This is a genomic window from Kitasatospora aureofaciens (genome assembly GCF_001188955.3).
In the GTDB taxonomy this organism is placed as follows: Bacteria; Actinomycetota; Actinomycetes; order Streptomycetales; family Streptomycetaceae; genus Kitasatospora; species Kitasatospora aureofaciens.
Window position 1 is genome coordinate 43,605 of sequence record NZ_JPRF03000001.1, and the last position, 25,568, is coordinate 69,172.

The window sequence follows — 25,568 nt, forward strand, 5'->3', positions numbered from 1 at the left end:
TAACCATGCCAGCTCTATTGGATCGTTCCAAGTACGGTTAGGGTCGCACCAGCTCCCCAATCCGGCGCCGCGCGGCCGTCCGTGCGGCGCCTTCCGGACCTGCCGATTGGACTGGTGTGAAGTGAACGGACTGCGTCACCGAATCCGCAGCCGACTCGCCTCCCTGGCCGGGGTGGTCGCCCTGCTGGCGGCCGTCCTCGCCGTCCTCGCCGTCCTCGCCGTCCTCGCCGGCGTCACCGCCGGAACGGCGAACGCCGCGCCCGCCGCCGCGCCCGCCCGCGCCGCCGTGTCGGCCCAGGCCGCGGCGGGAATCGGGTGGATCTGCAACGGAGCGCCCGTCACCCCGGGCTACGTCCTCACCAGCCACACGAACAGCGGCTGCAACGGCGCCGGCATGTGGTGGCAGACACCCGTACGGGACGGGATCTGGACCTGCGCCACCTCCCCGATCCCGGCCGGGTACGTGCTCTCCGGCCACAACCCCACCGGCTGCGACGGCTACGACTCCTGGTACATGCGGCTGCCCGTCGACGGCCTGTGGACCTGCGGCACCTCGCCCATCCCGCCCGGCTACGTGATCACCCAGCACGCGGGCAGCGGCATGGGCTGCGCCAACATCGACGCCTGGTTCATGCAGCGGGCCAGGGACGGCCTCTGGGTCTGCGCGGGCTCGCCGATCCCGCCCGGCTACGTGACCACCGGCCACAACATCAACGGCTGCGGCGGCATCGGCTCCTGGTTCGAGGTGGTCGCCAGGCCCGGCCTGCTGGTCTGCCCCAACGTGCCGATCCCGCCGGGCTACCGCCTCGGCAACTACAGCGGCAGCGGCTGCAACGGCCTGGGCGGCTGGTACCTGCTTCTTAGCTGACCGCGACTCACCCGACCGCCCCGGACCGGGTCCGGGGAGGGGAACCGCTCGACGGCCGCACCCGTCCCCTCCCCGGGCCCCTGACCCGCACCCCGTCGGCGAACCGGCCCCGGGTCAGGGAACCTCCGGCCCCGCCCGGGTCCGTTTTCGGCGCTCGACGCGGATGCCGGTGATCACGGCGGCGGCCAGGCTGGCCGCGATGATCGCCTCGGCCGAGAAGAACGCGATGTGGTCGAAGAGCGAGCCGATCGGCGGCGCGCCCGGTGCCGCGTTGCGCAGACCGACCAGCGCGAACGGGGTCGCCGCCATCCAGCCGAGGGCGGGCCGCACCAGGCCCAGCCCGGCGCGGTGCAGCACCTCCGCACCGACCATGACCTTGTGATTTATCCAGCGGTCTCGAACAGGCGGACCTGCTGATCACTCGTCCGGGTGTTCACGGGACGCGGAAGCGGCCTTCGCGTGATCCTGAACTCGACCAAGAGGTGCAGGACTTGACGCGAAGGCCGTAGTAATGAGTGTGGTGGAACAGGGCGTGCAGTGCGAGCCGTTCGCGGAACTGTCACGCTTCCGGGGGGTCTTCTACGACTGCCTGATCGGACGGCGCGACGCGCTGTTCGAGCTCGCGGACGCGGTGCTGTGCACCGACGGCCCGGTCAAGACCCTGGTCGGCCTGGCGCTGGCTCCCGAGCACCGGCGCGGCCACGGCGCCCTGTACGGCGCGCTGAACCGCGGCCGCCTGGACGTCGAGCGGCTGCGGACCGAGCTGGCCAGTCTGCCGCTGCCGCGCGCCGCCGACGGCCGCCTGGTCCTGGCGGTAGACGTCTCCCCGTGGCTGCGGCCGGACGCCGCCACCAGCGACGCCCGCTCGTTCTGTCACACCTACGGCCGTGGTGAGAACAAGCACCTGATGATCCCGGGCTGGCCCTACTCCTGGGTCGTCGCCCTGGAATCGGGCCGGACCTCGTGGGTCGCGCCGCTGGACGCCGTCCGGCTGCGGCCGGGCGACGACCTCGCCGCGGTGACCGCCTCGCAGCTGCGGGATCTGGTCGAGCGCCTGATCGCCGCAGGCCAGTGGCGCCCGGGCGACCCTGCGGTGTGGATCGTGACCGATGCCGGCTACGACGTGATGCGCCTGTCCTGGCTCCTGCGCGACCTGCCCGTCGAGATTCTGGGACGCCTGCGCTCGGACCGGGTGATGCGCCGCCCGGCACCGACCCGCGCGGAGTTCGCGCTGGCCAACCCGGCCGGGGGCCGGCCGCCCAAGCACGGCGGCGAGTTCATCTTCAAGGACTCCCGGACCTGGGGCACCCCGGACGCGGAGACGAAGGTGGAGACCACCCGCTACGGCACCGCCCATGCCCAGAGCTGGGACCGGCTCCACCCCGAACTCCAGCAGCGCGCCGCCTGGCGGGACCACCCCGGCAAGCTCCCAGTCATCGAGGGCACCGTCATCCGCCTCCAGGTCGACCACCTGCCCAGCGGCGGCGACCCCAAGCCCTTGTGGCTGTGGTGGTCACGACCGACAGCCGGTCCGGCGGAGACCGACCTGGCCTGGCAGACCTTCCTGCGACGGTTCGACATCGAGCACTTCTTCAGAATGATCAAGCAAACGCTCGGCTGGACCACACCGAAACTCCGCGACCCCGAGGCAGCGGACCGCTGGACCTGGATCATGGTCGCCGCCCACACCCAACTACGCCTCGCCCGGCCCCTGGCGACCGACCTACGACGCCCCTGGGAGAAGCCAACCGAACCGAACAGGCTCACTCCCGCCCGGGTCCGCCGTGGGTTCCGACACCTGCGTGCCAAAGCCTCAACACCGGCAACAGTGCCGAAACCCTCCCGGCCCGGCCCCGGCCGCCCACCCGGCTCGAAGAACCGCCGCCCCGCGACCCGCTACGACGTGGGCCTGCTCCTGGCCACCGGCGAGTCCTACCGCAAACCGACCCACCACAAGGTCGGCACCAAACCCCGCCGCACGGGGTAGGTGGTTGTGTCACAGCGTCCTGCGAGGCTATGACCCATGATCGAGCCTCCACGCATCGGCATCAGCCCGGTGATCGCTTCAGTGACCGAGTCCTGGACCTTCATTGACGCCTGGCTGGCGGAGCACGCGCCGGCAAGCCTGGCCGAGCTCCAGCTGCCCGCATCGCCCGAAGCCATCAGCAGAGCGGAGGAGCGGCTCGGATTCCCGATTCCCGCTGATCTACGGGAGTCGTTGCTCTGTCACAACGGCGACGGTTCGTCCGTCGGGGTCCTCCCGTGCGGCCCTATGTACTCCACCGAGAGGATTGTCGAGATCCGCGACATGCGGATGAGGATCTGGGATGCCGACGATCCGGACCAGCAGGACGATCCATGGTGGGGAATGCTGTGGGTGCCGTTCGCCGGCGGCGACGGCGACGAACACTTCATTCACGCTGGTCCCGGCCTGTGGCACAACCACCTCGGCCGGGCTCCGCACGACGACTCCGCCTACTTCGTCGGCTGGCCGAGCCTCGCCGCATGGCTCCACGGCATCACCCAGGCGATGGCGCACTACGACGACCGTGACTGGAGCGGAACGGCCTACCGACCGATGCTCCGGAAGGACGGAACAGTCGACTGGTAGACCAGTCGACCAACCAGGGTCTGGATAAACCACAAGATGACGGCCAGTGCCAGTACCCACATCGCGCCGATCATGAACCACACCAGGATCAGTGTGCTGCGCGCCCGGCCGGCCCTCGCGTCCAGGACCACCGTCCCGGCCGCCGGGCCGTCGGCGCGGGGGTGGACGGCGAAGAACGGGTCGGCGTCGGCGAACACCAGACCGACGGGTACGGCGCCGCTGCCGTCCGAGGCCGAGAAGCCGACGGTGAACCGGTAGCGGTCGAAGGGGTAGTCGGTCGCGGTGCCGCCGTAGAGGCCGGCCTGCACGAGCTGCGGCGCCGCCACCTCCCCGGGCGCCGTCCGCAGGACCGTCCTGGTGATCCCGCCGACCGTGATCTCCACCTGGCGGGTGAAGGCGGACGGGCCGGGGCCCTGGGCCAGGGACCCGTGCGGAACGGCCACGACGGACAGCGCCAGGTGCGCCCCGCCGGGGTCGAAGTCCTGGGACGCGACGTTCAGTTCGACCCAGTCGGGGGTGCCCGGCGTCGCGAGCGCCCGGCTCTGCTGCCGGGTCTCACGCTCGTCGGGGTAGAGCGTGGCACCCGTGCCGCAGGCGAGGCCCAGGAGCAGGACGGCGAGGACGAAGCGGTTGCCGCGCAGCCTGGCGAGGACGCCCATCTCACGGCGCGATCTCGAACGGGGGCGGCTTGAGACCCGCGAGGCAGCCCTTGTCCGGAGCGGTCGGGGTGTCGAAGAACGACCGCGTGATCGACTGCGCGCAGGGCGAGTCCGCGAAGACCACATGGGCGACGTAGGGGATCGTCAGCGCCGTGGACCGGCTCAGCGTGCGGGCGGCGTACGCCCCGCTGCTCGGTGCGGTCTGGGCGTCGAACCCGCCGGACAGCACGAGCGTCGGTATGTCGCTGTACGTCACGTCCCGGACCGAGTCGTCCGCCGCCGACACGTCCCAGGCCCGGCAGTCCGGGTGGAGGAAGGCGAGCAGCGGGGCGTTGGCCACCACCGACCGGGGGAAGGACGGGAACGCGCGGTGCCCCGCCCGGATCACCTCGGCCCGGCTCTCGAACGGCGTCCACTCGCCGCAGAAGACGCCGTACGCGAGCCCGTGCGAGAGCCTGCCGACGGCCTGCGGGCTGAGCTTGCCGCCCGCCCACTGCTCGGCGATCCGCTGCGGCTTCCCGTGGGCCAACTCGTCGATGGAGCGGGGCACTCCGGCCGCCACGTGGGTGGCGGAGACCAGCCAGTTCACCAGGGCCCCGCCGTCCAGCACGATCTCGGCCGGCTCCGGGCGGCCCGGAACGGGGACGGTGGTGGTGACCGGGTCGTCCTCCAACTGGACGACGAGCCGCTCGAAGGTGCCCTTCAGGTCCGGGTAACGGGCGTTGCAGGCGGGCTGCTCGGCGCAGGCGTCGAACAGGCCGTCGAAGCCCTCGCGGGCGGCCCTCCAGGTCACGGCCCCGCCCGCCAGGGACGGCGGCAGCACGCCGTCGATGCCGACCGACCGGATGCCCTTCGGGTGCAGGCGCATGTAGAGCAGGGCCAGGTCGGTGCCGTACGAGATGCCGAACACGTTCCACTGCTCGACGCCCAGCGCGACGCGCAGGTCCGCGTAGTCGGCGGCGCTCTCGGTGCTGTTGTACGCGCCGAGGTCCACCCCGCGGGCCTCCAGTTCGTCGTGGCAGGCCCGCGTCGCCCCGACGTGCCGGCGCCCCGTGGACCGCGCGTCGTGGCGGAGGGCGAGGGCGCGTGCGTTGAACCCGTCGATGCCGGGGCAGGTGAGCGCCGGGTCGGCGGAGTACGTGCCCCGCTGGGACATGAAGATCACGTCCCGGTCGCGGTTCAGGTTGCCGTCGAGCGCGAGCTGGATCTCGGAGACCGCGTCGTCGCCCGGACCGCCGGCGAGCCACACGATCGGATCGTCCGCCGTTCGGTGCGCGGCCGGCACTGTCGCGACCCCGAGGGTGATCTTCCGCCCCTCCGGGCGGCTGCGGTCCTCGGGCACGGTGAGCGTTCCGCAGCGGGCCCCGTTCAGCCCGGGGGTCGGATCGGCCGTCCTCGGGCAGTGGCCGGGCTGGTAGTGGGCGTGGCCCACCGTCCGGGCGACCGTGCCGAGGGGCTCCCCGGCGCCGGACCCGGCTCGGGCGGGCGGCGCGGCGGGGCCGGTGACGAGGATGCCGGCCGTGGCCCCGGCCAGGGTGGTCAGGAGTCGTCGCGCGGCGCGCCGGTGACCGGCTCGCACCGGACCGACCGCCCCCGGGAGCGCCGGAGCGGCTGCGGCGAGGGCCGCCCCGGTCCGCGGTCCCCGGCGGGGTCGCCGTCCGGACCGCCGCCGCGCCCGTATTCGTCCGGACCCGCCGTTCCCGTGCCCGGACGACGGGGCACCCGTGCTGTCGCCGTGTCCCAGCATGAGGTCTCGTCTCTCTCAAGTCCCCGGAAGGGCGGCGCCGCGCGATTCCGGCAGCCACCGCACAGTTCGCACGGGGATCGCGTAGCCCAGCCTGGGTCTACGGAGAGACGTCCACCACTCGAGGGCTCCACACGGAGGAGCCGGACCTTCGTGGAAAGGAGCGGCCCTACGCGGGCGTGACCGGCGTCAGGCCGTCCACCGTGCCGGTCACGAACCCGGTGGGCCGGCCGACCACGCCGCCCGCGTCGCCGACCTGGCCGGGCACCGCGTCCGTTGCGCCGGTCACCGGGCCGGGCATTCCCTCCTGGCCGCCGACGGCACTGGCGTGCGCACTCGGCGCGGTGAGGGAGGCCACGAAACCGACCGCGATCGAGGCGACGGCGAGCATGCTGCGCTTCTTCATGGCCGGTCCAACGACCGTGCGCCGCAAGGGTTACGGGTGGTTCCGTCCGCTTCTGCTCAGCGGTCCTGCGTCCCGGCGTCGCCCATCATCACCACCGGGTGCGGGGCCGGGCCCAGAGCGAGCAGCGGGTCCCGCATCCGGTCCGCGCTCGTGCTCCCCCGCGGGAGGGCCACGGGCGGGGTTGGACGGCCCGCGTGCCGGCCGGGGCCAGGCCGGGCGGCACGCGGGCCGTGGGGACCACCATGGCCCGCCGGACCGGGGACGGCCAGGGGCGCACGGGGGCGCCCGGGGTTGCAACGCGGCGCGATCGGGCGGGCGAATCGCGGCAGAGCGTCCGAAAGTCGACCGGAGTCCGCGAAGCGTGTCAGATCGTCCCCGACGCCTCCTGCGCGCCGGGCCCCGCCGCCCGTTCGCCGGCGGCCGGGACGGCGCCCACCGGCGCGACCGTCCAGTCCGGGTGGCCCGGCATCGGCGGGGTGCGCCGCCCGTACAACCAGTCGTCCAGGAAGCCCCGGAGGTCCTGCCCCGAGACCTCGGAGGCGGTGCGCACGTAGTCCCGGGTGGTGGCGTTGCCGTAGCGGTGCTCGCGCAGGAAGGTGCGTTCGATCCGGTCGAAGGTCGCCGCTCCGACCTTCTCCCGCAGCGCGAACAGCACCAGCGCGCCGCCGGTGTACCGCTGGCTGTCGAAGAGGTTGTCGGCGGTGGGGGAGGCGACCGGCCCGGCGTCGTGCCGCCACTGGTCGCCGAGGCCGTAGAGCATGCGCATCCGGTCGACCAGGGTGGTGTGGCCCCAGGCGTCGGGCCAGCCGCGCTCGTAGCGGTAGAGGAGGCCGTAGTAGTCGGCGTGGCCCTCGTTGAGCCACAGGTCGGCCCAGGTGGCGGGGGAGACGCTGTCGCCGAACCAGGAGTGCACCAGCTCGTGCATCATGTGCGAGCCGATCGCCGGCTCGGCCTGGCGCAGGAAGCCCGGCTTGTAGAGGGTGAGGGTCTGGGTCTCCAGTCCGGTGAAGCCGAAGGCCGCCGGGTCGTCGGTGTTGGCCGGCAGGATGCCGTAGGACTCGAACGGGAACGGACCCAAGTGCTGCTCGGCCCAGTGGAGTTGGTCGGCGGTGAGGTCGAGTGCGGGGGTCAGCTCGGCGAGCCGGGCGGTGGGGACGACGTCGCGCAGCGGCAGCCCGCGCGGGCCGGTGCGCTCGCGGACGGTGTAGTCGCCGACCGACACCTGGACGAGTTCGGTGGCCATCGGCTCGCGGGAGACGTAGTGCCGGGTGGTCCGGCCGTCGCCGAGCCGCTCGGTCTGCGTCAACTCCCCGTTGGCGACGCCCAGGAGTGCGTCCGGGGCGGTCACCGCGACGGTGAAGCGGGCCTTGTCGCTCGGGTGGTCGTTGCAGGGGAAGACGGTGTGGGCGCTCGCGGGCTGCCCGGCCACCGCGAAGCCGTCGGGGGTCGGCACCCAGCCGGTGTGCGGCAGCGCGGCGCGCGGGTCGGCGGTGTACTCGACGGTCAGCCGCGCGGTGGCGCCACGGCGCAGCGGACGGGCCGGGGTGACGGTCAGCTTCTCGCCGTGGGTGGCGAACCGCGCCGGGCGCCCGTCGACCCGGACGGCGTGCACGTCCAGCCCGAGCGAGTCCAGCTCCAGGTGGGCGAGGGTGCGGGAGAGCAGGGTGGTGATCACCGCGGTGGCGTCCACTGTCCGGCTGCCGGGCCGGTACTCGAAGGACAGGTCGTGGTCGAGCGCGCGGTACCCGGTGTTGCCGAGCGCGGGGAAGACCGGATCGCCCAGCCTGCCCGCGGCAGTGGCCGACGGGACGCTCGCGGACAGCAGCGCCGCACTGAGCACCAACGCCAGGGCGAGACCGACACGGGGCCCGAACAGGGCGATCACCACACTTCGACGGAGGAGGGGGCGGGACCGTGCGACGGTACGCGTGCGACGGACACCGGGCACGGACCCTAGTGGTCCGTCAGACCCAGCGGGGCGGCTCCGCCCGAACCGTGACGACACGCGGACATCCCCCGTACGGACCACGGTGCTGGCGGCACCCCGGGGCCGGGGCTAACGTTCGAAGTGCTTCGTCCCCTGACGGACGGGGCCACGGCCGTCGGAGAACCTGGCCAGGTCCGGCGGCCGTACTCCTGTGCTCCGACGCTTGCCCGGCCCGCTGACGGCTCCTGCTCCTCGGCGCTCTGACGGCTCCTCGGGCGCACCCCGTAGGCTGGCGCCCGAGACGACGCCCGCGATCCGGATGCCAGGAGCCGCCGTGACCAGCCCCGCTTCAGCCGTAGTGGTGATCGGCGAGTGCGTCGCCGACATCGTCCGCACCGACGGCGCCCCCGACCGGGTGCACCCCGGCGGCAGCCCGGCCAACCTCGCGTACGGCCTGGCCCGGCTGGGCCGCCCGGCCGTGTTGGTCACCGAACTCGGGCCGGACGCCAACGGGCGGCTGATCCGCACCCACCTGGAGTCGGCCGGGGTCGAGGTCCGCGCCGCCGAGGTGGCGCGGACGCCCTCGGCGCTGGTGCGGCTGGACGGTCAGGGGCGGGCGCAGTACACCTTCGACATCGGCTGGACCCTCCCGCCGACCGAGCTCTCCGAGGCCCCCGCCGCGATCCACCTCGGCTCGATCGGCGCGGTCACCGAACCGGGCGCGGCCTCGGTGCTGGCCCTGGTGCGGCGCTGGCGGGGCCGGACGCAGGTCAGCTACGACCCGAACGTGCGCCCCGCGCTGATGGGCGAGCGGGCGGAGGCCGTCTGCCGGGTCGAGCGCTGCGTGGCGCTCAGCGACCTGGTCAAGGCGAGCGACGAGGACCTCGGCTGGCTCTACCCCGGCGAGCCCGTCGAGGCCGTCGCCGAGCGCTGGCTCACCCTCGGCCCGGCCGTGGTCGCCGTCACCCTCGGCGCGGAGGGCGCCGTCGCGCTCACCGCCGAGGGCCGCCGGGAGCGGGTGGCGGCCGTCCCGGTTCCCGTCGCGGACACGGTCGGCGCCGGCGACTCCTTCATGGCCGCCTTCCTGCACGCCCGTGCCTGCGGTGCCGACCTCGCCGACTGCCTCACCCGGGCCGTCACCGCCGCTGCCGTGACCGTCTCGCGCCCCGGCGCCAACCCGCCCTCGGCTGCCGAACTGGCCGACGCCCTGGGGCGCTTGGCGGACGCCGACGCGGTGTCGAGCCGTACCCGGCCGTTCGACTCCGCTACCGGGACGCCGCGGTGAGCTCCTTGCCGTACCAGATCTCGGAGTAGGGCCCGGTCTCGCCGTACGCCGGTATCTCCCGGTAGCCGTTGCGCAGGTAGAGGGCGCGGGCCTCGACCAGGTCGAGGCGGGTGTCGAGGACGATCCGCTCGGCGCCCATGGCGCGGGCGGCCTCGTCGACGGCGGCGAGCAGCCGGGCGCCGCCGCCGGTGCCGCGCAGGCCTGGGCGGACGAAGACGCGGGTGAGTTCGACGGTGGTGGCGTCGTGGCGCCGCAGGCCGGCGCAGGACTGGGCGGCGCCGTGGTAGCGGCCGAGCAGGAACAGACCGGTGGGGGCGGTCAGGTCGTCGCTGGGGGAGTCGGCGAAGCCGGCCTCCAGCTGCTCCGGGGTGCCCTCCCGGCCCAGGTGGAGGCGGTAGTAGCGGTTGGCCACGTCGTAGTAGTACTCGCGCAGCAGCGCCTCGGCCTCGGGGGAGGTCACGTCGGCCGTGGTGACGGTCCAGAGATCGGAGCGGCTGGGCGCGGTGTCGGTCATGCGCGCATGATCCGCTTCCCGGGGCCGTGACCGCAAAGGGTTTTTCGTGCCGGTTCCGGAGGGTCGGCAAAGGAACGGCAAGGCGACCGGCGCGTCGTTGCCCCGGGTGGGTGACGGGGGGATTGGCGGAGGCGTACGGCGGGGGAGCAGTAGCAGCTATGAACGGACCATCAGTTTGTCGTAACAGTGCGGGTTCGAGGACGAGCCGGAAGCGGACCGGCCTGCTCGCGGCCGTCTGCCTCACCGCCGTGGTCGCGGGCTGCGCCGCCCCCGCCGCCCAGCCGGAGCCCTCCCCCACCGGGGGAGCTTCCGCAGCGCTCGGGGCCGTGCCGCTGAAGGTCCCCGGGCTGGCCCGTCAGGAGGAGGAGGGCAGTGGTGAGGCGGACGCCCGCCAGGCGGACGCGGCCCGCGCCGCCCTGGAGGCCGCACAGCGCTGGGGCCTCGACCGCCCACCGCTGAAGGCCCCGCCCCGCCCGGCGACCAGGACGGCGCTCACCCCGGTGCAGGGCGTCAAGCTGAAGGACGGCCGCCCACCCGTGGTGTTCCGGGTGCCGATCCAGGAGAAGGTGGTCTTCCTGACCATCGACGACGGCTTCGAGAAGGACCCGGAGTTCTCCCGGATGGCCCGGGAACTGGGCATCCCGGTCAGCGCCTTCCTCTCCGACTACCTCGTCCGCGACAACTACGGCTACTTCCGGGACCTGCACCAGCAGGGCGTGGAGATCAACAACCACACCATCAACCACCGCAACCTCAAGGTCCTCGACTACGAGACCCAGCGCCAGGAGATCTGCGACCAGCAGGACCAGCTGGAGCGGCAGATCGGCGTCCGCCCCCGGCTGTTCCGGCCGCCGTACGGCGAGTACAACGACGACACCCTGCGCGCGGCCGCCTCCTGCGGGGTGCAGGCGGTGCCGCTGTGGAACGAGGAGGCCTTCCCGGACCACATGGAGTGGCGCTACGACGACCGCACCCTTCACCCGGGCGACATCATCCTCACCCACTTCCGCGGCATCTCCGACTGGAAGGCCACCATGCCGGACCTGCTGCGCAAGGTGGTCAACGACGTCACCGCGGCCGGCTTCTCGCTGGGCCGCCTCGACGACTACCTGTAGGGCCTCAGCCGAGCGAGAGGGCGTCGAGGTACACCCAGGCGCCCTCGTGCCGGACGAACCGGCTGTGCTCGGTGAGCACGCCCTCCTCGCCGCCCTCCGTCCAGTGCGCCCGGAAGGCGACGGTGCCCTGGGCGTGGAAGGCGCCGCCCTCGCTGGTGGAGACGACCTCCAGCCGGGTCCAGCGCAGCGCCGGGTCGAAGTCCACCTCGGCGGGCCGGGTGTCCGGGTGCCAGGTGCGCAGCAGATAGGCCTCGTCCTGCGCGGCGAACGCGCTGAACCGGGAGCGCATCAGCGACTCGGCGGTGGTGGCCTTCGCCTGGCCGCGGTGCAGCCGGCCGCAGCAGTCGCCGTAGGCGGCGGACGAACCGCACGGACACGGGGAGGAGGGCAGCAGCCGTGGAACGGCGGGGCGGGGCGCGGAACGACGTCGGGACATGCCGTCCATTGTCCCCCACGGCCGGCGGCCGCACGCCGGGCCCGTCCCCCGGTCGGGAGGGACGGGCCCGGCGGGTCCTACTCGGGGCGCCTGGAGGAGTAGTTGAACTCGGGGCTGCCGAGGTGGCACGTCATCCGGAGCCAGAACGGCGTCATCATCCCGGTCGCCCGGGCGCCGGTGGTGTTCCCGAGGTCGACGATCCACCCGGCCGCCGGCCGAACTCGCCGAGCAGCGCGCAGTTCAGCGTGTTGAGCGACTTCACCGTGCTCGCTCAGTCGCGCGGTCCGCCGAACCAGCGGCGCAGGGCCCGGTCCAGTCCCTCCGGGTCGGAGTCCCCGGGGGCACAGGCCCAGGCGACGTACCCGTCCGGGCGCAGCAGCAGTGCGGCGGCGGGCGGCTGCGCGCAGTCGGCGGTCACCACGTCGACCCGGTCCTTCCAGCCCGCCGCCCGGTCGGCCGGGTCGAGCCCGCCGCCGCTCAGGTCGATCAGCAACGGCCGGGCGGTGCGGGCGAGTTCGGCGAGCCGCACCGCCCCGCCGGCGGTGCCGAGGGTGAGCTCCGGGACGAAGCCCCCGGCCAGCGGGTGCGGGCAGTCGGTGTCGTGGCGGACGTCGCTGCCCGCCATCAGCGCGGCGATCCGGGCGAGGTTGTCGTCGTGGGAGAGCAGTTCGCCGACCAGGGCGCGCAGTGCGGTGATCCCGGGGCCGGGGGACATCAGCGCGATCTGCGCCTGGGAGTGCATGAAGACCCGCTCGCCGACCGGGTGGCGTTCGTGCTGGTAGCTGTCCAGCAGGCCGGGCGGGGCCCAGCCGTGGACGTCGGCGGCCAGCTTCCAGCCGAGGTTGGCGGCGTCCTGCAGTCCGAGGTTGAGGCCGGGGCCGCCGGTGGCGGCGTGGACGTGGGCGGCGTCGCCCACCAGGAGGACGCGGCCGTCGCGGTAGCGCTCGGCGAGCCTGGTGTTGTGGCCGACGGTGCGCCGCGGGGTGAACGGGCCGGTGGTTCGGGCCGGCGCGAGTTCCAGGTCGGCGCCGGTGACCCGGCGGATGCTGGCGCGCAGCTCGTCCAGGGTGAGCGGGGCCTGCTGGTCCACCGGCTGGCCGCCCCACTCCAGGGTGGCGATCATGACGGCGTCCGGGTTGAAGGGGACGATGACGAACACGCCGTGGTCGGTGCGGGTGTGGGTGTAGGGGCGGAACGGGGTCGGGCAGCCGGGCAGCAGGACGTCACCGTCGTCGGTGATGCGGATGCCCTCGGGCGGCAGTACGTGGGCGATCCGGGAGACCGGGTCGGGTGAGGTGATGCCGGGGAAGCCGATCCCGGCGAGCTTGCGGACGGTGCTGCGGCCGCCGTCGGCGCCGACCAGGTAGCGGGTCCGTAGCCGTTCGGCGCCGTCGGGGCCGTGGACGTCGACGGTCACCCCGGTGGCGTCCTGGGTGAGGCCGGTGACCTCGTGGCCGCGGCGCACGGTGACGCCGAGGTCGAGGGCGCGTTCCTCCAGCACCTCCTCGATCCGGTGCTGGGGCACCGGCACGGCGTGCAGCGGGTTGGCGTCGAGCCGGTGCAGTTCCAGCGGGAAGGCGCCGAACACGAAGCGTGGTACGGGCCGCGGCGCGCCCGGGGCGCCGCTGAGCGACTCGTACAGGCCGCGGTGGTCGAGCAGGCGGAGCACCTGGCCGACCAGCCCGTTGGCCTTCTGCTCGCCGGAGCGCGCGGGCAGCCGGTCCAGCACCACCGGCTGGACCCCGGCGAGCGCCAGTTCGCAGGCCAGGAACAGCCCGACCGGGCCGGCGCCGACGATGACGACGTCGTTGGTCATCTGAAATCCCCCTCTGACGGTTCATGAAGACGAAGGTTCGGGCAGCCCGGCGGCCAGCTGCCGCAGCGCCTCGGCGAACAGCGACTTGAAGGGCACCACGGGATCGGCGCTCAGGTAGTGCTCGTTGGAGACCTGCATTGCGGAGAGCGCGGCGGAGGCGACCAGCTTCGGGTAGAGGTCCCGCTCGGCGTCGGTGCCGGTCCGGGCCGCGATCGCCGCGGTGAGCTCGGCCCGGGTCCGCGCGCCGCCGCGGATCAGCTCGGCCTGGAGCGAGGGCTCGCGCAGCAGCAGCCGTACGGCGGTGACCCAGGCCGGGTCGGGCGTCTCCTCCGCGCCGTCGAAGGGCTCGACGAGTGCCTGGGTCAGCGCCTCCCACAGCGGTTCCGCCGCCGGGCGGGCCCGCAGGGCCTCGGCGGCCCGCAGGATCCGGCTGCGGTGCCGGAAGACGATCGCCTCGGCCTTGCTGGAGAAGTAGTTGTTGTAGGTGCGCGGGGACACCCCGGCCGCGGCCGCGATGTCCTCCACCCGGACGTTCTCCAGTCCCCGTTCCACGGCCAGGCGCAGCGCCGCCCAGCTCAGTGCCTCCCGCGTCGCGGCCTTCTTCCGTTCCCGCAGACCGGGCTGCCCGTTCGTCATGGCCACCACTCTGCCGGGAAAGATGCGCGCCGCGCAATAGTGCGCGGCGCGCAAGTTTTCCCCGCCTTCCGGGGCCGTGGCGAGCCGCCTGCCACCTGCGGTTCGTCGCTGGTAGTAGTTGCCTGGTCGCGGAGCGGCACCCGGTGGGGCGCCGCTCCGCAGGAATGACGGCGGGACGACTCGACAGGACTTGAGGAGCGGTCATGGGTGGCAGACAGCGTCCGCCGCGAGCGCGGAGCCCGCGACAGGGCAGGCCGGCCGGAGGCGGCCGGGTGAACTCCCGAGTGGGGGTCGCCCGGATCGAGGGCTACCTGGCCTGGGAGGCCGAGGTCGCGGCGGCCGAACGGGCCGCCCGGGCCTTCGCGGCGCAGTTCCCCTGGCTGCCGGACGCCGAGCGGGAGAACCTCGAACTGGCCTACACCGCCGACCGGTTGCGGTACGCAGAGGAGGTCGTGGACCGCGCCGTCCAGCGCTGCCGCCGACTGGCCGCGCGCTACCGCGCCGAGTGCCGCCGGATCTGCACCCGCTGGGCGGCGCTCTGCCTGTCCGCCACCATCGTGGCGGCGCTGCTCGCCGTCCTCCCGGCGGCCCTGCGGCTCTGAGCGCCACCAGGACGTGCCCGCGGTACGACGGGGCCCGCTGCGCCGGCAACGGCACAGCGGGCCCCGTCGTCCCGGGACGGGGATCAGTGGTGGCCGTGGCCGCTGCTGATCTCCGCGTGCTCCTCGGCGGTGGGCTTGGCGATCTGGCTGCCCTCGCCGTAGAGGCCGCGGGACAGCTTGGCCCGGGTGCGGGTCCACAGACCGGCCCGGCGGACCACGCCGTTCTCGTCCACCTCGGGCTCCAGCACGATCGGCTCGGGCTGCTCGTGCGCGGTGAGGGTGTACAGCCGGCCCTGGGGCAGCGGCGCGTGCACCTCGACGTACTCGCCGTGCTGCAGCCGGTTGATGACGCCGGTCTCCCGGCCGTGCAGCACCTTCTCCTTGTCGCGGCGCTGCAGGCCCAGGCACCACCGCTTGGTGATCACGAAGAGGACCACCGGCACGGCGAAGAAGCCGGCCCGCACCGCGTAGGTGATCGCGTTGATCGACAGGTGGAAGTGGGTCGCCAGGAGGTCGTTGCCGCCGCCGGCCAGCAGGATCGCATAGAGGCCCATCCAGGCCACGCCGAAGGCGGTGCGGACCGGGTGGTTGCGCGGACGGTCGGCGATGTGGTGCTCGCCGCGGTCCCCGGTGACCCAGGCCTCCAGGAACGGCCAGCACCAGATGGCCAGCAGCACGGTCGGGAAGACGACCAGCGGGATGAACACTCCGAGGTTCAGGGTGTGGCCGCCCCAGACGCTGATCTCCCAGCCCGGCATCACCCGGATCAGGCCCTCGGAGAAGCCCATGTACCAGTCGGGTTGGGCGTCGGTCGACACCTGGTCGGGCCGGTACGGGCCGTAGGCCCAGATCGGGTTGATCGTGGCGATCGCCGACATGAACGCGATGACGCCGAAGACCAGGAAGAAGAAGCCGCCGGCCTTGGCCATGTAGACCGGCATCAGCGGCATGCCCACCACGTTGTCGTTGGTGCGGCCGGCCCCGGCGAACTGGGTGTGCTTGTGGTAGAAGACCAGGATCAGGTGCGCCGCGAGCAAACCGACCATGATCCCTGGGATCAGCAGCACGTGGACGGTGAACAGCCGCGGGATGATGACGAATCCGGGGAACTGTCCGCCGAAGATGAAGAACTGCAGGTAGCTGCCGACGATCGGGATCGCCAGGATCGCACCCTCCATGAAGCGGATGCCGGTGCCGGACAGCAGGTCGTCGGGCAGCGAGTAGCCCATGAAACCGTCGAACATGCCGAGGAACAGCAGCAGCGCCCCGAAGACCCAGTTGATCTCGCGCGGCTTGCGGAACGCGCCGGTGAAGAAGACGCGCATCATGTGGGTCAGCATCGAGGCGATGAAGACGACGGCCGCCCAGTGGTGGATCTGGCGCATCAGCAGGCCGCCGCGGATGTCGAAGCTGATGTCGACGGTGGAGGCGTACGCCAGCGACATCTGGATGCCCTTGAGCGGGACGTACTTCCCGTCGTAGACGACCTCGGCCATGCTCGGCTGGAAGAACATGGTCAGCCAGACACCGGTCAGGATGATGATGACGAAGGTGTAGAGCGCGATCTCGCCCAGCATGAAGGACCAGTGGTCCGGGAAGATCTTGCGCAGGTTGGACTTGGCCAGGGCGTAGATGCCGAGCCTGCCGTCCGTCCAGTCGGCGAAGGCTTCGGCCTTGTTGGCCGGCTTGCTGCGGCTGCTGGTCACCCGTCCGGGCTGCGAGTGCAGTTCGGTGCTCACGACGGGCTCCCCGGCGTTCCCGGCGTGCCGTGGCGGAGGCCCGCCGGCGGGAACGCCGGCCGACGAAGTGTTGTGATCATGGGACCTCTCGATACGGGCCCGCCGGGCGGACCGGCGCACGGACCTGGGCGGTTCGCTGGACCCGTTGCTCAGGGTGATGGGGCGCTTACTCTGTCATGCTGTCGGCAGGGGGCCGACTGTGCACGTCCATCGGGCCGTCCGGCCGCGCGTGTCGGGCCGGACGGGGGCGCCGACGCCCGATCGGCTGGCCCTCGGCCGGCGCAACGGGGGCGATGCTGCGCTCGGGTGCAGCTGGGGCGTGTCGGTGCGCGCGGCGTCCGGGCGCCGCGAGGGTGTGGGCCTACGCTGCGCCAATGGCGGATGACCGTGAACTCTTCGAGGACGTCACCGAGGCCCTGGCCCGCGCCGGGTTCGACACCGCTCCGGGTGCCTCGCCCCTGTCGATCGGCCCCCACCCCGAGGGTGTGGTGGTCGGCTGGTCCCCGGGTGAAGAGCCGGACGGACCGCCGTCCGGCCTGGCGCGGGCGGCGGTGACCGGGGCGGCCGCGCTCGTCCTTCGGGAACGGGGCTTCCTGGTCACCGAGACGGGGGAGGGGTGCCTGCTGGTGCGCTGCGCCGAACCGGTGACGGTCCCTCCGGAGGCGGAGGCCGAGGCGGCGCCCGAGCAGTGGTGGGGGTGACGAAGATCTCCCCCGGGTGGTGCCGGCGCGAGGAGTTGACCGTCGCATGGGTGTTCCCATACCGAACCCTTACCTGAACGCGGGGTGCAGTTGACCGCGGTGGCTCTAAGGTTTGCCTAAGCTAAGCGAAACGCCCTGGACCTCCGGTCCGGGGCGTTCGCCGTGCCCGTTCCGCCGGCACCCCCCGGCGGGGCGGCCGAGGACAGGTACAACCCGGGGCGGCCCGGGGGAGGAGCCCGCTGCATGTGGGATGAGGCGTTTCCCAGCTTCCTGATCGGGCTGCGCGAAGGGCTCGAAGCCGGCCTGATCGTGTCGATCCTGGTCGCCACGCTGGTCCGGGCCGGGCAGAAGGGCCGGCTGCCCCAGGTGTGGACGGGCGTCGCGGCGGCCGTCGCGCTCAGCCTCAGCTTCGGCGCGGTGCTCACCTTCACCGCCGCCAACCTCTCCGGCCACGCCCAGGAGGCGTTCGGCGGAGTGCTGAGCCTGATCGCCGTCGGCTTCGTCACCGCGATGGTGTTCTGGATGCGCCGCTCGGCGCGCACCCTCTCCGCCGACCTGAAGGAGAAGGTCCAGGCCTCGCTGACGATGGGCGCGGGGGCACTGGTGTTCACCAGCTTCCTCGCGGTCGCCCGCGAGGGACTGGAGACCTCGCTCTTCCTGTGGACCAACGCGCGCACCGCCGGGGAGTCCACCGGCCCGCTGATCGGCGCCGCCGTCGGCCTGCTGCTCTCGGTGGGGCTGTGCTGGGGCCTGTACCGGCGGGCCCTGAAGATGAACCTCACCAAGTTCTTCACCATCACCGGCGCGGGCCTGATCGTCGTCGCCGCGGGCGTGCTCGGCTACGGCCTGCGCGACCTCCAGGAGTCCGGGCTGGTCGGCGGCGGCAGCACGTACGCCTTCGACCTGAGCGGGCACCTGGACGCCTCCTCCTGGTACGCCACGCTGGTCCAGGGGACCCTCAACCTGACCGTCACCATGACGGTCCTCCAGGTCGTCGGGTACATCGCCTACCTGAGCATCGTGATGACCCTCTTCGTCGAGGGCGTGCGCGGCGGCAAGGCGGCCCCGGCGGCCGCTCCCGCCGCGGCGAAGCCGTCGGAGGCCGCGAAGCCGGAGGCCGTGAAGCCGGTGGGCGCCGGCCGTCCGCGCTGGGTGCTGCCGACCGCGGTGATCGCCGTCCCGGTCGTGGTGGCCGGCGCGGTGATCGCCGTCAGCGACGGCAAGCAGGACGGCTCCGCCACCGTCGCGGTCTCCGAGAAGGAGTGCGGCAAGGGCTTCGGCAGCCCCCAGCCCGGCCAGCAGGTGTTCCAGATGCACAACACCGGCGACAAGGTCTCCGAGGTCTACCTGGTCAACCCGGGCAGCGGCGCCGTCTACGGCGAGATCGAGGGCCTCGCCCCCGGCACCACCCGCGCGCTCACCGCCACCATCGGCTCCGGCGACTACGCCTGGCGCTGCGTGCCCACCGGCGGAACGTCCGTCACCTCCGCCACCGTGCACGTCACCGGCGGCGCCGAGGTCAAGGCCGTCAAGCCGGTCTCCGAGGACGACCTCAAGGCCCCGCTGGACAGCTACAAGGACTACGTCAACAAGGGCCTCGCGACCCTGATGACGCAGACCCAGAAGATCCAGGCCGACGTACGGGCCGGCGACCTCGCCACCGCCAAGGCCGACTGGCTCACCGCCCACCTGCAGTACGCCTCGCTCGGCGCCGCCTACGGCACCTTCGCAGACCTCGACAAGAAGATCGACGGCCGCCCCGACGGCTACGCCGACAAGGAGCAGGACCCGGGCTTCACCGGCTTCCTGCGCCTGGAGTACGGCCTGTGGCACGGCCGGTCCGCCGCCGACCTGACGCCCGTCGCCGACGAGCTCGCCCAGAACGTCGCCAAGCTGGTGCACGACTTCCCCGGCCAGGACTTCGACCCGGGCGACCTGCCGCTGCGCGCCCACGAGATCCTGGAGAACACCCTCCAGTTCGAGCTGACCGGCGACACCGACATGGGCAGCGGCACCAGCCTGGCCACCACCCAGGCCAACCTGGCCGGCACCCAGGAGTTGCTGACCCTGCTGCAGCCGCTGCTCGACGAGCGCGACCCGCAGGTGCTGGTCCGGGTCAACGCCGGGATGAAGCGGGTCGGCGACCTGGTCGCCGCCGCCCGCACCGCCGACGGCTGGACCCCGCTGGACAAGCTGCCCGCCGACACGCGGCGCCAGCTGAACGGAGCCACCGGCCAGCTGCTCGAAGACCTCTCGCCCGTCCCCGCCCTGCTCGAGATCCGGAAGGCCGCCTGATGACCGACCACACCGCAGCCGCCGGCTCCTGCCCGTTCCCGCACGCCGCAGCCGCTGCCGCCGCTGCCGAGCCGGTCGTCGAGCAGGGCGCCTGCCCGGCCGGTCCGGCCCGCCGCAGCTTCGTCCGGGCCGCGCTCGGCGCGGGCGCCGGGGCCGCCGTCCTCGCCGGTGGGGCGTTCGGCCTGGGCGCCGAGCCGGCCGCCGCCGGGGACACCCACCAGACGAAGTCCGGCGCCGTCCCGTTCCACGGCGACCACCAGGCCGGGATCACCACCCCGGCCCCCGGCTACGCCGCCTTCGTCTCCTGCCAGGTGATCGCCCAGGACCGCAAGGGCCTGGAGGACCTGTTCAGGACCCTGACCGAGCGGATCCGCTTCCTCACCGCCGGCGGCACCCCGCCCGACCTCGGCGTCGGCGCCCCGCCGTCCGACAGCGGCATCCTCGGCCCCGTCGTGCCCACCGACAACCTCACCGTCACCGTCGGCGTCGGTGCCTCGCTGTTCGACGACCGCTTCGGCCTCGCCAAGGCCAAGCCGGTCAAGCTGACGCCGATGAAGACCTTCCCCAACGACAACCTCCGGGCCGACGAGCTGCACGGCGACCTCTCGCTGCAGATCTGCGCCGACCGGCAGGACACCGTGCTGCACGCGCTGCGCGACATCACCCGGCACACCCGCGGCGGGATGCAGATCCTCTGGCGGATAGACGGCTTCCAGAACCAGTCCCGCCCGGACGGCGCCCAGCGCAACCTGCTCGGCTTCAAGGACGGCATAGTCAACCCGGACACCACCTCCACCCGGGAGATGGACCGGCTGATCTGGGTCAACGACGGCATGGGCGAGCCCGCCTGGGCGACCGGCGGCAGCTACCAGGTGATCCGGATCATCCGGATGCTGATCGAGTTCTGGGACCGGGTCAAGCTCAGCGAGCAGGAGAAGATGTTCGGCCGCCGCCGCGACACCGGCGCGCCGCTGGACGGCCACCAGGAGAACGACGCGCCGGACTACGGCAAGGACCCGGACGGCAAGGCGATCCCGCTCAACGCGCACATCCGCCTGGCCAACCCGCGCACCGCCGACACCGACACCTCGCGCATCCTGCGCCGCGGCTTCAACTACGACCGGGGCGTCGACAAGGCGGGCAACCTGGACATGGGCCTGGTGTTCTGCTGCTACCAGCAGGACGTGGTGCGGCAGTTCGAGGCCACCCAGACCCGGCTGATCGACGAGCCACTGGTGGACTACATCTCGCCGACCGGCGGCGGGTACTTCTTCGTCCTGCCCGGCGTGAAGGACGACGCCGACTGGCTGGGGCGGGGGCTGCTGGCCGCCGTCTGAGGTCTGAGGTCCTGAGGTGACGTCGCCAGGGGCCGGGGTACCGGTTCGGCGGTGTTCGTACAGCCGGTCCGGGGCGATCCGGGCCACGGACGGCAGGAAGCCCGCATCCGGGTCGTCGGGCATCGCCGGGCCCGCGAGGACGGCCCGGCAGCCCGGGTGGAACAGCTGCTCCGGCCCCAGGGCCGGGTGCACTTCGCGGACGGTCACGAGGGCCTCGCGCACCTGGGCCCGACCGGCCCGCTCCGCCAACCGCAGGACCGCCAGGTAGGCGACCCGCTCGCGCACGTGCGGGCAGCCGAGTCCATCGGCGCGGGCGAAGTGCCGTGCGGCCCGGTCCAGGCCGCCGTCCTCGGGCTGCTACGGCCCGGTGGGGGCGTCCTCGGCCCGGGCCCGGACGGCGACGCCGAGTCGCCACGCCGCGATGTCGCGGTAGCGGATCGGCCCGGGGCCGCGGCCGATGTTGCTGCCGACGAGGTGCAGGCGTTCGGCCTGCCACGGCCGGCCCACGAACCCGCTCAGCCCGGCTGCGGCCCGCGGCACGCTGTCCGGGTCGTCCCGGCGGGCCCGGGCCAGCGTCAGGTGCGGGCGCAGCGGTCGGTCCCTGAACCCGATCCCGCAGGACGTCACCACCTCCCGGACGGCGGCGGCGAGCCGGTGCAGCCCCTCCAGGTCGCCGTCGATCCCGCTCCACAGCAGCCGCTCGTCGAAGTGGCCGCCGCCCCGCAGGCCCAGCCGCAGGGCGGGACACGACGCGACCGGACCGGCCAGGGCCGCCTGCAGCGGCGGAACCACGGCGGACGGCTGCTCGCCGAGGAAGGCCAGGGTGATGTGCCAGTCCTCGATCCGGTTCCACCGCAGCCGCGGGTACCCGGCGTAGGCCGGCTGCAGGGCCCGGCCCAGTTCGTCCTTGGCGTCGTCGGGCGGAGCCAGGGCCACGAAGAGGCGCCGGGTCGGGGGTTCCGGGTGATCGTGCACGAGGGATTTCTAGCACTCCGGAACCGGCCGCCGACGAGGGCGTGATCCGAAAGACACGCCCTCGCGCCCGCCCCGGCCGGTCGATGGTCGTCAGTCGCCGAGGGTGAAGCCGATCACGGCGCCGCCGCCCTTGCGGTTGGCGGCGAAGGCGGTGCCGCCGTGGGAGCGGGCCACCTCGGCGACGATGGCCAGGCCCAGGCCCGAACCGGGGAGGCTGCGGGCGGCGGTGGCGCGGTAGAAGCGGTCGAAGATCCGGTCGAGGTCGGCCGCGTCGACGCCCGGCCCGCGGTCGCGGACCTCGACCCGCTGGCCGCGCGCCACCACCTCGATCGGGGACGTCCCGGCCGGGTCGAACTTGGCCGCGTTGTCCAGCAGGTTGTTCACCGCGCGGGCCAGCGCGTCCGGGCGGGCGATGACGACCGTGCCGTCCGTGTCCACGGTGATCTCCCGGTCGCTGCGCCGACGGGCCTGGGCGGCGGCCTCGTGCACCACCTCCGCGAGCACCACCTCGACCGGGTCCTCGTCCGCCTTGCGGTCGGCCGCGAGCGCCACCAGCTCCTCCACCAGCTCGGTCAACTCCCGGGCCTCCTCGGAGAGGTCGGCGAGCAGGGCGGCGCGCTCGGCGGGCGGCAGCCGGTCGATGCTGGGCAGCACCGAGAGGTTGGTGCGCAGACTGGTCAGCGGGGTGCGCAGCTCGTGCCCGGCGTCCTGGACGAGTCGGCGCTGGTTCTCCTTGGCGGTGGCGAGGCGGACCAGCATCCGGTCGAAGGCGCGGCCGAGCCGGCCCACCTCGTCCGTCCCGGCGGCCGGCACCGGGACGTCCAACCGGCCGCTGGACGCGACCAGTTCGGCGGCATCGGTGAGCCGGACCAGCCGGCCGGTGATCCGTCCGGCGACCAGCCAGCCGGCCCCGCCCGCCACCAGCACGACGGCGGCCACCACGGCCACCATCTGGGTGCGCAGCCGCGCCAGCAGCAGCTCGACGTCGTCGAGTCGCTGCACGACCTGGACGGCCCCGCGGCCGCCGCCGAGCGAGACCACCCCCACCCGCCAGGTGGCGCCGGGGAGGTCGCACTCGTAGGTCACCGTCCGGGCGGGGGCCTCGGCGTGGGCGAGCGCGCGCTCGTCCGGGGTGGTGGGCAGGACGACGCGGGAGGTGCCCGGGAGGACGGCCCCGCTGGAGTCGAGGGCCTGCGCGGTGACCCGGATCGGGTGCAGCAGCTGCTCACCCAGCCCGCTCGGGCCGTTGAAGTCCCCCGGGTACAGCTTCTCGCGCTCGACCTGGCCGCTCACCGCGTGGACGGCGGAGTTGAAGTCGTCCGCTTCGTCGTCCCGGATCAGGGCGGCGGCGGCGCGGTAGCCGAGCGTGCCGATCAGCACCGCGACCAGCGCCGCCATCGCCGCGAAGGCGAGCGAGAGGGTGGTGCGCAGGCCCGGGCGGGGCAGGCGGGGGCGGCGGACCGCGGGGCCGGTCACGGCTCGCGCAGCGTGTAGCCGACGCCGCGGACGGTGTGGATCAGCGGGGCGAGGCCGGGGCGGTCGAGCTTGCGCCGCAGGTAGCCGATGAACACCGCGAGGTTCTTCGAGCCGGGGCCGAAGTCGTAGCCCCAGATCCGCTCGTACAGGGTGGTCTGGTCGAGGACGGCGCCGGCGTTGCGGGTGAGCAGCTCCAGCAGGTCGAACTCGGTGCGGGACAGCTCCAGTTCGCGTCCGCTGCGCCAGGCCCGGCGGGCGGGCGGCTCGACCCGCAGGTCGGCGACGATCAGCACGTCCTCCGGGGTGTCGGCCGGGGGGTTGCGACGCAGCAGGGCGCGCAGCCGGGCGAACAGCTCGTCCACGTCGAAGGGTTTGACCAGGTAGTCGTCGGCCCCGGCGTCGAGCCCGGCGATCCGGTCCGGGACCTCGACCCGGGCGGTGAGCATCAGCACCGGGGTGCGGTCCCCGGCGGCGCGCAGCCGGCGGCAGACCTCCAGGCCGTCCGGGGCCGGCATCATCACGTCGAGCACCAGGACGTCGGGGCGCTGCTCGGCGAGGACGGCGAGGGTCTGGGTGCCGTCAGCGGCTATCCGCACCCGGTAGCCCTCGAGCGTCAGGGCTCGGGTGAGCGAGTCGCGGATGGCGCGGTCGTCCTCGGCGATCAGCACGGTGTGGGTCATGGGGGAGATTCTCCCTGGCGTGCTCACGGCAGTGGAGAGCGGGGCGCGGGGTTCCTGCCCGCCGCGGGTTTCGCGCTCTGCTTCGTGGGCGTACGGTGGCCACACGGTGGTGTCCCGCCGGGTGTGCCGCCGGTCCGTGTCGGCACGTCCCGCCGGAGGCCGCGATGGCAGAGCGGATGGCCTTCCTCACCACCCCGCGCACGGAGCGGGAGCGGCGCGACGCGCGGGAGCGGCTGGGGGACCGGCGGGAGGTGTACCGGCCGGGGGCCCTGCTGCCGGTGGTGGGCGGGCAGGCGGCGCGCTGCATGGACTGCGGACTGCCGTTCTGCCACGCGGCCTGCCCGCTGGGGAACCTGGTGCCGGAGTGGAACCGACTGGCGGCGGACGGGGACTGGCGGGCCGCCGCCGCCCGGCTGCTGGCCACGAACAACTTCCCGGAGTTCACCGGGCGGCTCTGCCCGGCGCCGTGCGAGAGCGCCTGCGTGCTGGCGATCGACGGGGCCGCGGTGACGATCAAGAACGTGGAGCTGGCGATCGCCGACCGGGCCTTGGAAGAGGGCTGGGACGGGCCGTTGCCGCCGGAACGGCGGGGTGCCGTCCGGCGGGTGGCGGTGATCGGCTCGGGCCCGGCCGGGCTGGCCGCCGCCCAGCAGCTGACCCGGGCCGGGCACGCGACCACGGTCTACGAGCGGGCCGACCGCGCGGGCGGGCTGCTGCGCTACGGGATCCCGCCGTTCCGGCTGGAGAAGCACCGGCTGGACCGGCGGCTCGACCAACTGCGGTCCGAGGGAACCGAGTTCCGCACCGGGGTGTGGGCCGGGCGGGACGTCACGGGGGAGTGGCTGCGGGCCGAGTACGACGCGGTGGTGGTCGCGGTGGGCGCGACCGCCCACCGGGAACCGGCCGTGCCCGGGCGCCGGCTGCCCGGGGTGCATCCGGCGATGGAGTACCTGACCTGGGCGAACCGGGTGGACGAGGGGGACCTCGCGAACTCGCCGCTGTCCGCGGAGGGCAGGCGGGTGGTGATCGTCGGCGGCGGGGACACCGCGGCCGACTGCCTGGGGACGGCGCTGCGCCAGGGCGCGGCCGCGGTCACCCAGTTCGACATCAACCCGCGCCCGCCGCGGCGCCGGGCGCCGGGGCAGCCCTGGCCGGTCCACCCGAAGGTGTACCGGGTGACCACCTCGCACGAGGAGGCGGGGGCGGTGGCGGGAGGTCCGGAGCCGTCGGCGGAGGACGGCCGGGTGTTCCAGGCGGTGACGGTCGGGTTCGAGCCGGGGCCGGACGGGCAGCTGGCGGCCGTCCGCTTCGCCTCGTGCGCGGAGGGCGGGCGTGAGGCCCGGGCGGGCACCGAGCGGGTGCTGCCGGCGCAGCTGGCGCTGCTCGCGCTGGGCTTCAGCGGGCCGGAGCCGGACCAGCCGCTGTTCGCCCAACTCGGCCTGGCCGTCGGGCCGGAGGGCGTGCTGGAGCGGGACGACGGGTTCGGCACCGCCACCGAGGGGGTGTTCGTCGCCGGGGACGCCGGGCGGGGCCAGTCACTGATCGTCTGGGCGATCGCCGAGGGCCGGTCGGCGGCCGCCGCGGTGGACCGCTACCTGCGCGGACGGACCGAACTCCCGGCGCCGGTGGGGGCGTCGGCGCGGGCGCTCACGCCGTGAGGGCGGGGGCGCCCGCGCCGGGCGGTCCGGGGTCAGCCGAGGCGTACGTCAGTTGAGGCAGTGGGTCGGCCGGGGCCTGGGCTCAGTT

23 protein-coding genes are annotated in these 25,568 nt (G+C 73.6%); 10 read left to right on the forward strand and 13 right to left on the reverse strand.

What is annotated here, in order from left to right:
• The first annotated feature begins 121 nt into the window (after positions 1-121).
• On the forward strand, positions 122-868 hold the full coding sequence (locus tag HS99_RS00230) for a hypothetical protein (protein WP_050366989.1): 747 nt from the start codon (positions 122-124) through the stop codon (positions 866-868).
• Positions 869-982: 114 nt separating this feature from the next.
• On the opposite strand, the gene HS99_RS00235 is transcribed toward HS99_RS00230, so the two are convergent.
• A complete protein-coding gene (locus HS99_RS00235; RefSeq protein ID WP_030550130.1) occupies positions 983-1,240 on the reverse strand; it encodes a DUF8686 domain-containing protein in 258 nt (85 codons plus the stop codon).
• A 139-nt stretch (positions 1,241-1,379) separates the two neighbouring features.
• Here HS99_RS00235 and HS99_RS00240 point away from each other — a divergent pair, with 139 nt between their 5' ends.
• Together HS99_RS00240 and HS99_RS00245 are read left to right on the forward strand one after the other, a co-directional pair.
• A complete protein-coding gene (locus HS99_RS00240; RefSeq protein WP_030550132.1) occupies positions 1,380-2,855 on the forward strand; it encodes an NF041680 family putative transposase in 1,476 nt (491 codons plus the stop codon).
• Positions 2,856-2,891: 36 nt separating this feature from the next.
• A complete protein-coding gene (locus HS99_RS00245) occupies positions 2,892-3,479 on the forward strand; it encodes an SMI1/KNR4 family protein (protein WP_050366990.1) in 588 nt (195 codons plus the stop codon).
• Here HS99_RS00245 and HS99_RS00250 read toward each other — a convergent pair.
• The 4 genes from HS99_RS00250 to HS99_RS00265 form a co-directional block, all read right to left on the reverse strand.
• Complete coding sequence (locus HS99_RS00250; RefSeq protein ID WP_030550135.1) at positions 3,437-4,138, reverse strand: DUF4436 family protein; 702 nt, start codon at positions 4,136-4,138, stop codon at positions 3,437-3,439. The two genes, HS99_RS00245 and HS99_RS00250, sit on opposite strands and share 43 nt — an antisense overlap.
• 1 nt (position 4,139) lies before the next feature.
• Positions 4,140-5,717 (reverse strand): alpha/beta fold hydrolase, encoded by a 1,578-nt coding sequence (locus tag HS99_RS00255; RefSeq protein WP_030550137.1) that lies wholly within the window; start codon positions 5,715-5,717, stop codon positions 4,140-4,142.
• 334 nt (positions 5,718-6,051) lie between these two features.
• Entirely contained in the window at positions 6,052-6,288 is a 237-nt protein-coding gene (locus HS99_RS00260) for a hypothetical protein (protein ID WP_030285176.1), read from the reverse strand.
• A gap of 364 nt (positions 6,289-6,652) precedes the next feature.
• Positions 6,653-8,176, reverse strand: coding sequence for a M1 family metallopeptidase (locus HS99_RS00265; protein ID WP_070043269.1), 1,524 nt, complete (start codon positions 8,174-8,176; stop codon positions 6,653-6,655).
• Between the two features lie 373 nt (positions 8,177-8,549).
• On the opposite strand from HS99_RS00265, the gene HS99_RS00270 reads away from it, so the two are divergent.
• A complete protein-coding gene (locus HS99_RS00270) occupies positions 8,550-9,500 on the forward strand; it encodes a carbohydrate kinase family protein (protein WP_232543168.1) in 951 nt (316 codons plus the stop codon).
• Here HS99_RS00270 and HS99_RS00275 read toward each other — a convergent pair.
• On the reverse strand, positions 9,481-10,014 hold the full coding sequence (locus tag HS99_RS00275; protein WP_030285182.1) for a GNAT family N-acetyltransferase: 534 nt from the start codon (positions 10,012-10,014) through the stop codon (positions 9,481-9,483). The genes HS99_RS00270 and HS99_RS00275 overlap by 20 nt on opposite strands.
• Before the next feature lie 158 nt (positions 10,015-10,172).
• Here HS99_RS00275 and HS99_RS00280 point away from each other — a divergent pair, with 158 nt between their 5' ends.
• The gene (locus HS99_RS00280) at positions 10,173-11,129 is read left to right on the forward strand and encodes a polysaccharide deacetylase family protein (RefSeq protein WP_191093627.1); all 957 of its coding nucleotides are present in this window, start codon (positions 10,173-10,175) and stop codon (positions 11,127-11,129) included.
• 4 nt (positions 11,130-11,133) lie between these two features.
• On the opposite strand, the gene HS99_RS00285 is transcribed toward HS99_RS00280, so the two are convergent.
• The 3 genes from HS99_RS00285 to HS99_RS00295 all read right to left on the reverse strand — a co-directional run bounded on the left by HS99_RS00285 (position 11,134) and on the right by HS99_RS00295 (position 14,017).
• On the reverse strand, positions 11,134-11,565 hold the full coding sequence (locus tag HS99_RS00285) for a YchJ family protein (protein WP_030285186.1): 432 nt from the start codon (positions 11,563-11,565) through the stop codon (positions 11,134-11,136).
• A gap of 271 nt (positions 11,566-11,836) precedes the next feature.
• A complete protein-coding gene (locus HS99_RS00290) occupies positions 11,837-13,381 on the reverse strand; it encodes an FAD-dependent monooxygenase (RefSeq protein ID WP_030285188.1) in 1,545 nt (514 codons plus the stop codon).
• Positions 13,382-13,402: 21 nt separating this feature from the next.
• Complete coding sequence (locus HS99_RS00295) at positions 13,403-14,017, reverse strand: acyl-CoA-like ligand-binding transcription factor (protein WP_030285190.1); 615 nt, start codon at positions 14,015-14,017, stop codon at positions 13,403-13,405.
• A gap of 272 nt (positions 14,018-14,289) precedes the next feature.
• Here HS99_RS00295 and HS99_RS00300 point away from each other — a divergent pair, with 272 nt between their 5' ends.
• Positions 14,290-14,619, forward strand: a complete 330-nt coding sequence (locus tag HS99_RS00300; RefSeq protein WP_037829890.1) for a hypothetical protein — start codon at positions 14,290-14,292, stop codon at positions 14,617-14,619.
• Positions 14,620-14,702: 83 nt separating this feature from the next.
• Here HS99_RS00300 and qcrB read toward each other — a convergent pair whose 3' ends face one another.
• Positions 14,703-16,325 carry a cytochrome bc1 complex cytochrome b subunit gene (gene qcrB, locus HS99_RS00305; protein ID WP_030285194.1) on the reverse strand — a complete coding sequence of 541 codons (1,623 nt, stop codon included), beginning with the start codon at positions 16,323-16,325 and terminating at the stop codon, positions 14,703-14,705.
• A gap of 407 nt (positions 16,326-16,732) precedes the next feature.
• On the opposite strand from qcrB, the gene HS99_RS00310 reads away from it, so the two are divergent.
• From HS99_RS00310 to efeB, 3 genes are all read left to right on the forward strand, one after another.
• Positions 16,733-17,059 (forward strand): hypothetical protein, encoded by a 327-nt coding sequence (locus HS99_RS00310; RefSeq protein ID WP_030285197.1) that lies wholly within the window; start codon positions 16,733-16,735, stop codon positions 17,057-17,059.
• Positions 17,060-17,302: 243 nt separating this feature from the next.
• Positions 17,303-19,354: an iron uptake transporter permease EfeU gene (efeU, locus tag HS99_RS00315; protein ID WP_030550144.1), complete on the forward strand. Its 2,052-nt coding sequence runs from the start codon at positions 17,303-17,305 to the stop codon at positions 19,352-19,354.
• Positions 19,354-20,691 carry an iron uptake transporter deferrochelatase/peroxidase subunit gene (gene efeB, locus HS99_RS00320; protein WP_030550146.1) on the forward strand — a complete coding sequence of 446 codons (1,338 nt, stop codon included), beginning with the start codon at positions 19,354-19,356 and terminating at the stop codon, positions 20,689-20,691. Before efeU ends, efeB begins: the two co-directional genes overlap by 1 nt.
• A 357-nt stretch (positions 20,692-21,048) precedes the next feature.
• Here the strand turns inward: efeB and thpR are convergent, their stop codons facing one another.
• From thpR to HS99_RS00335, 3 genes are all read right to left on the reverse strand, one after another.
• A complete protein-coding gene (gene thpR / locus HS99_RS00325) occupies positions 21,049-21,666 on the reverse strand; it encodes an RNA 2',3'-cyclic phosphodiesterase (RefSeq protein ID WP_030550148.1) in 618 nt (205 codons plus the stop codon).
• A gap of 90 nt (positions 21,667-21,756) precedes the next feature.
• On the reverse strand, positions 21,757-23,142 hold the full coding sequence (locus HS99_RS00330; protein ID WP_030550150.1) for a HAMP domain-containing sensor histidine kinase: 1,386 nt from the start codon (positions 23,140-23,142) through the stop codon (positions 21,757-21,759).
• Positions 23,139-23,822, reverse strand: coding sequence for a response regulator transcription factor (locus HS99_RS00335; RefSeq protein ID WP_030550152.1), 684 nt, complete (start codon positions 23,820-23,822; stop codon positions 23,139-23,141). The genes HS99_RS00330 and HS99_RS00335 overlap by 4 nt, the downstream gene beginning before the upstream one ends.
• A gap of 164 nt (positions 23,823-23,986) precedes the next feature.
• Between HS99_RS00335 and HS99_RS00340 the strand changes: the two genes are divergently transcribed.
• The gene (locus HS99_RS00340; protein ID WP_030550154.1) at positions 23,987-25,480 is read left to right on the forward strand and encodes a glutamate synthase subunit beta; all 1,494 of its coding nucleotides are present in this window, start codon (positions 23,987-23,989) and stop codon (positions 25,478-25,480) included.
• Positions 25,481-25,568: the final 88 nt, after the last annotated feature.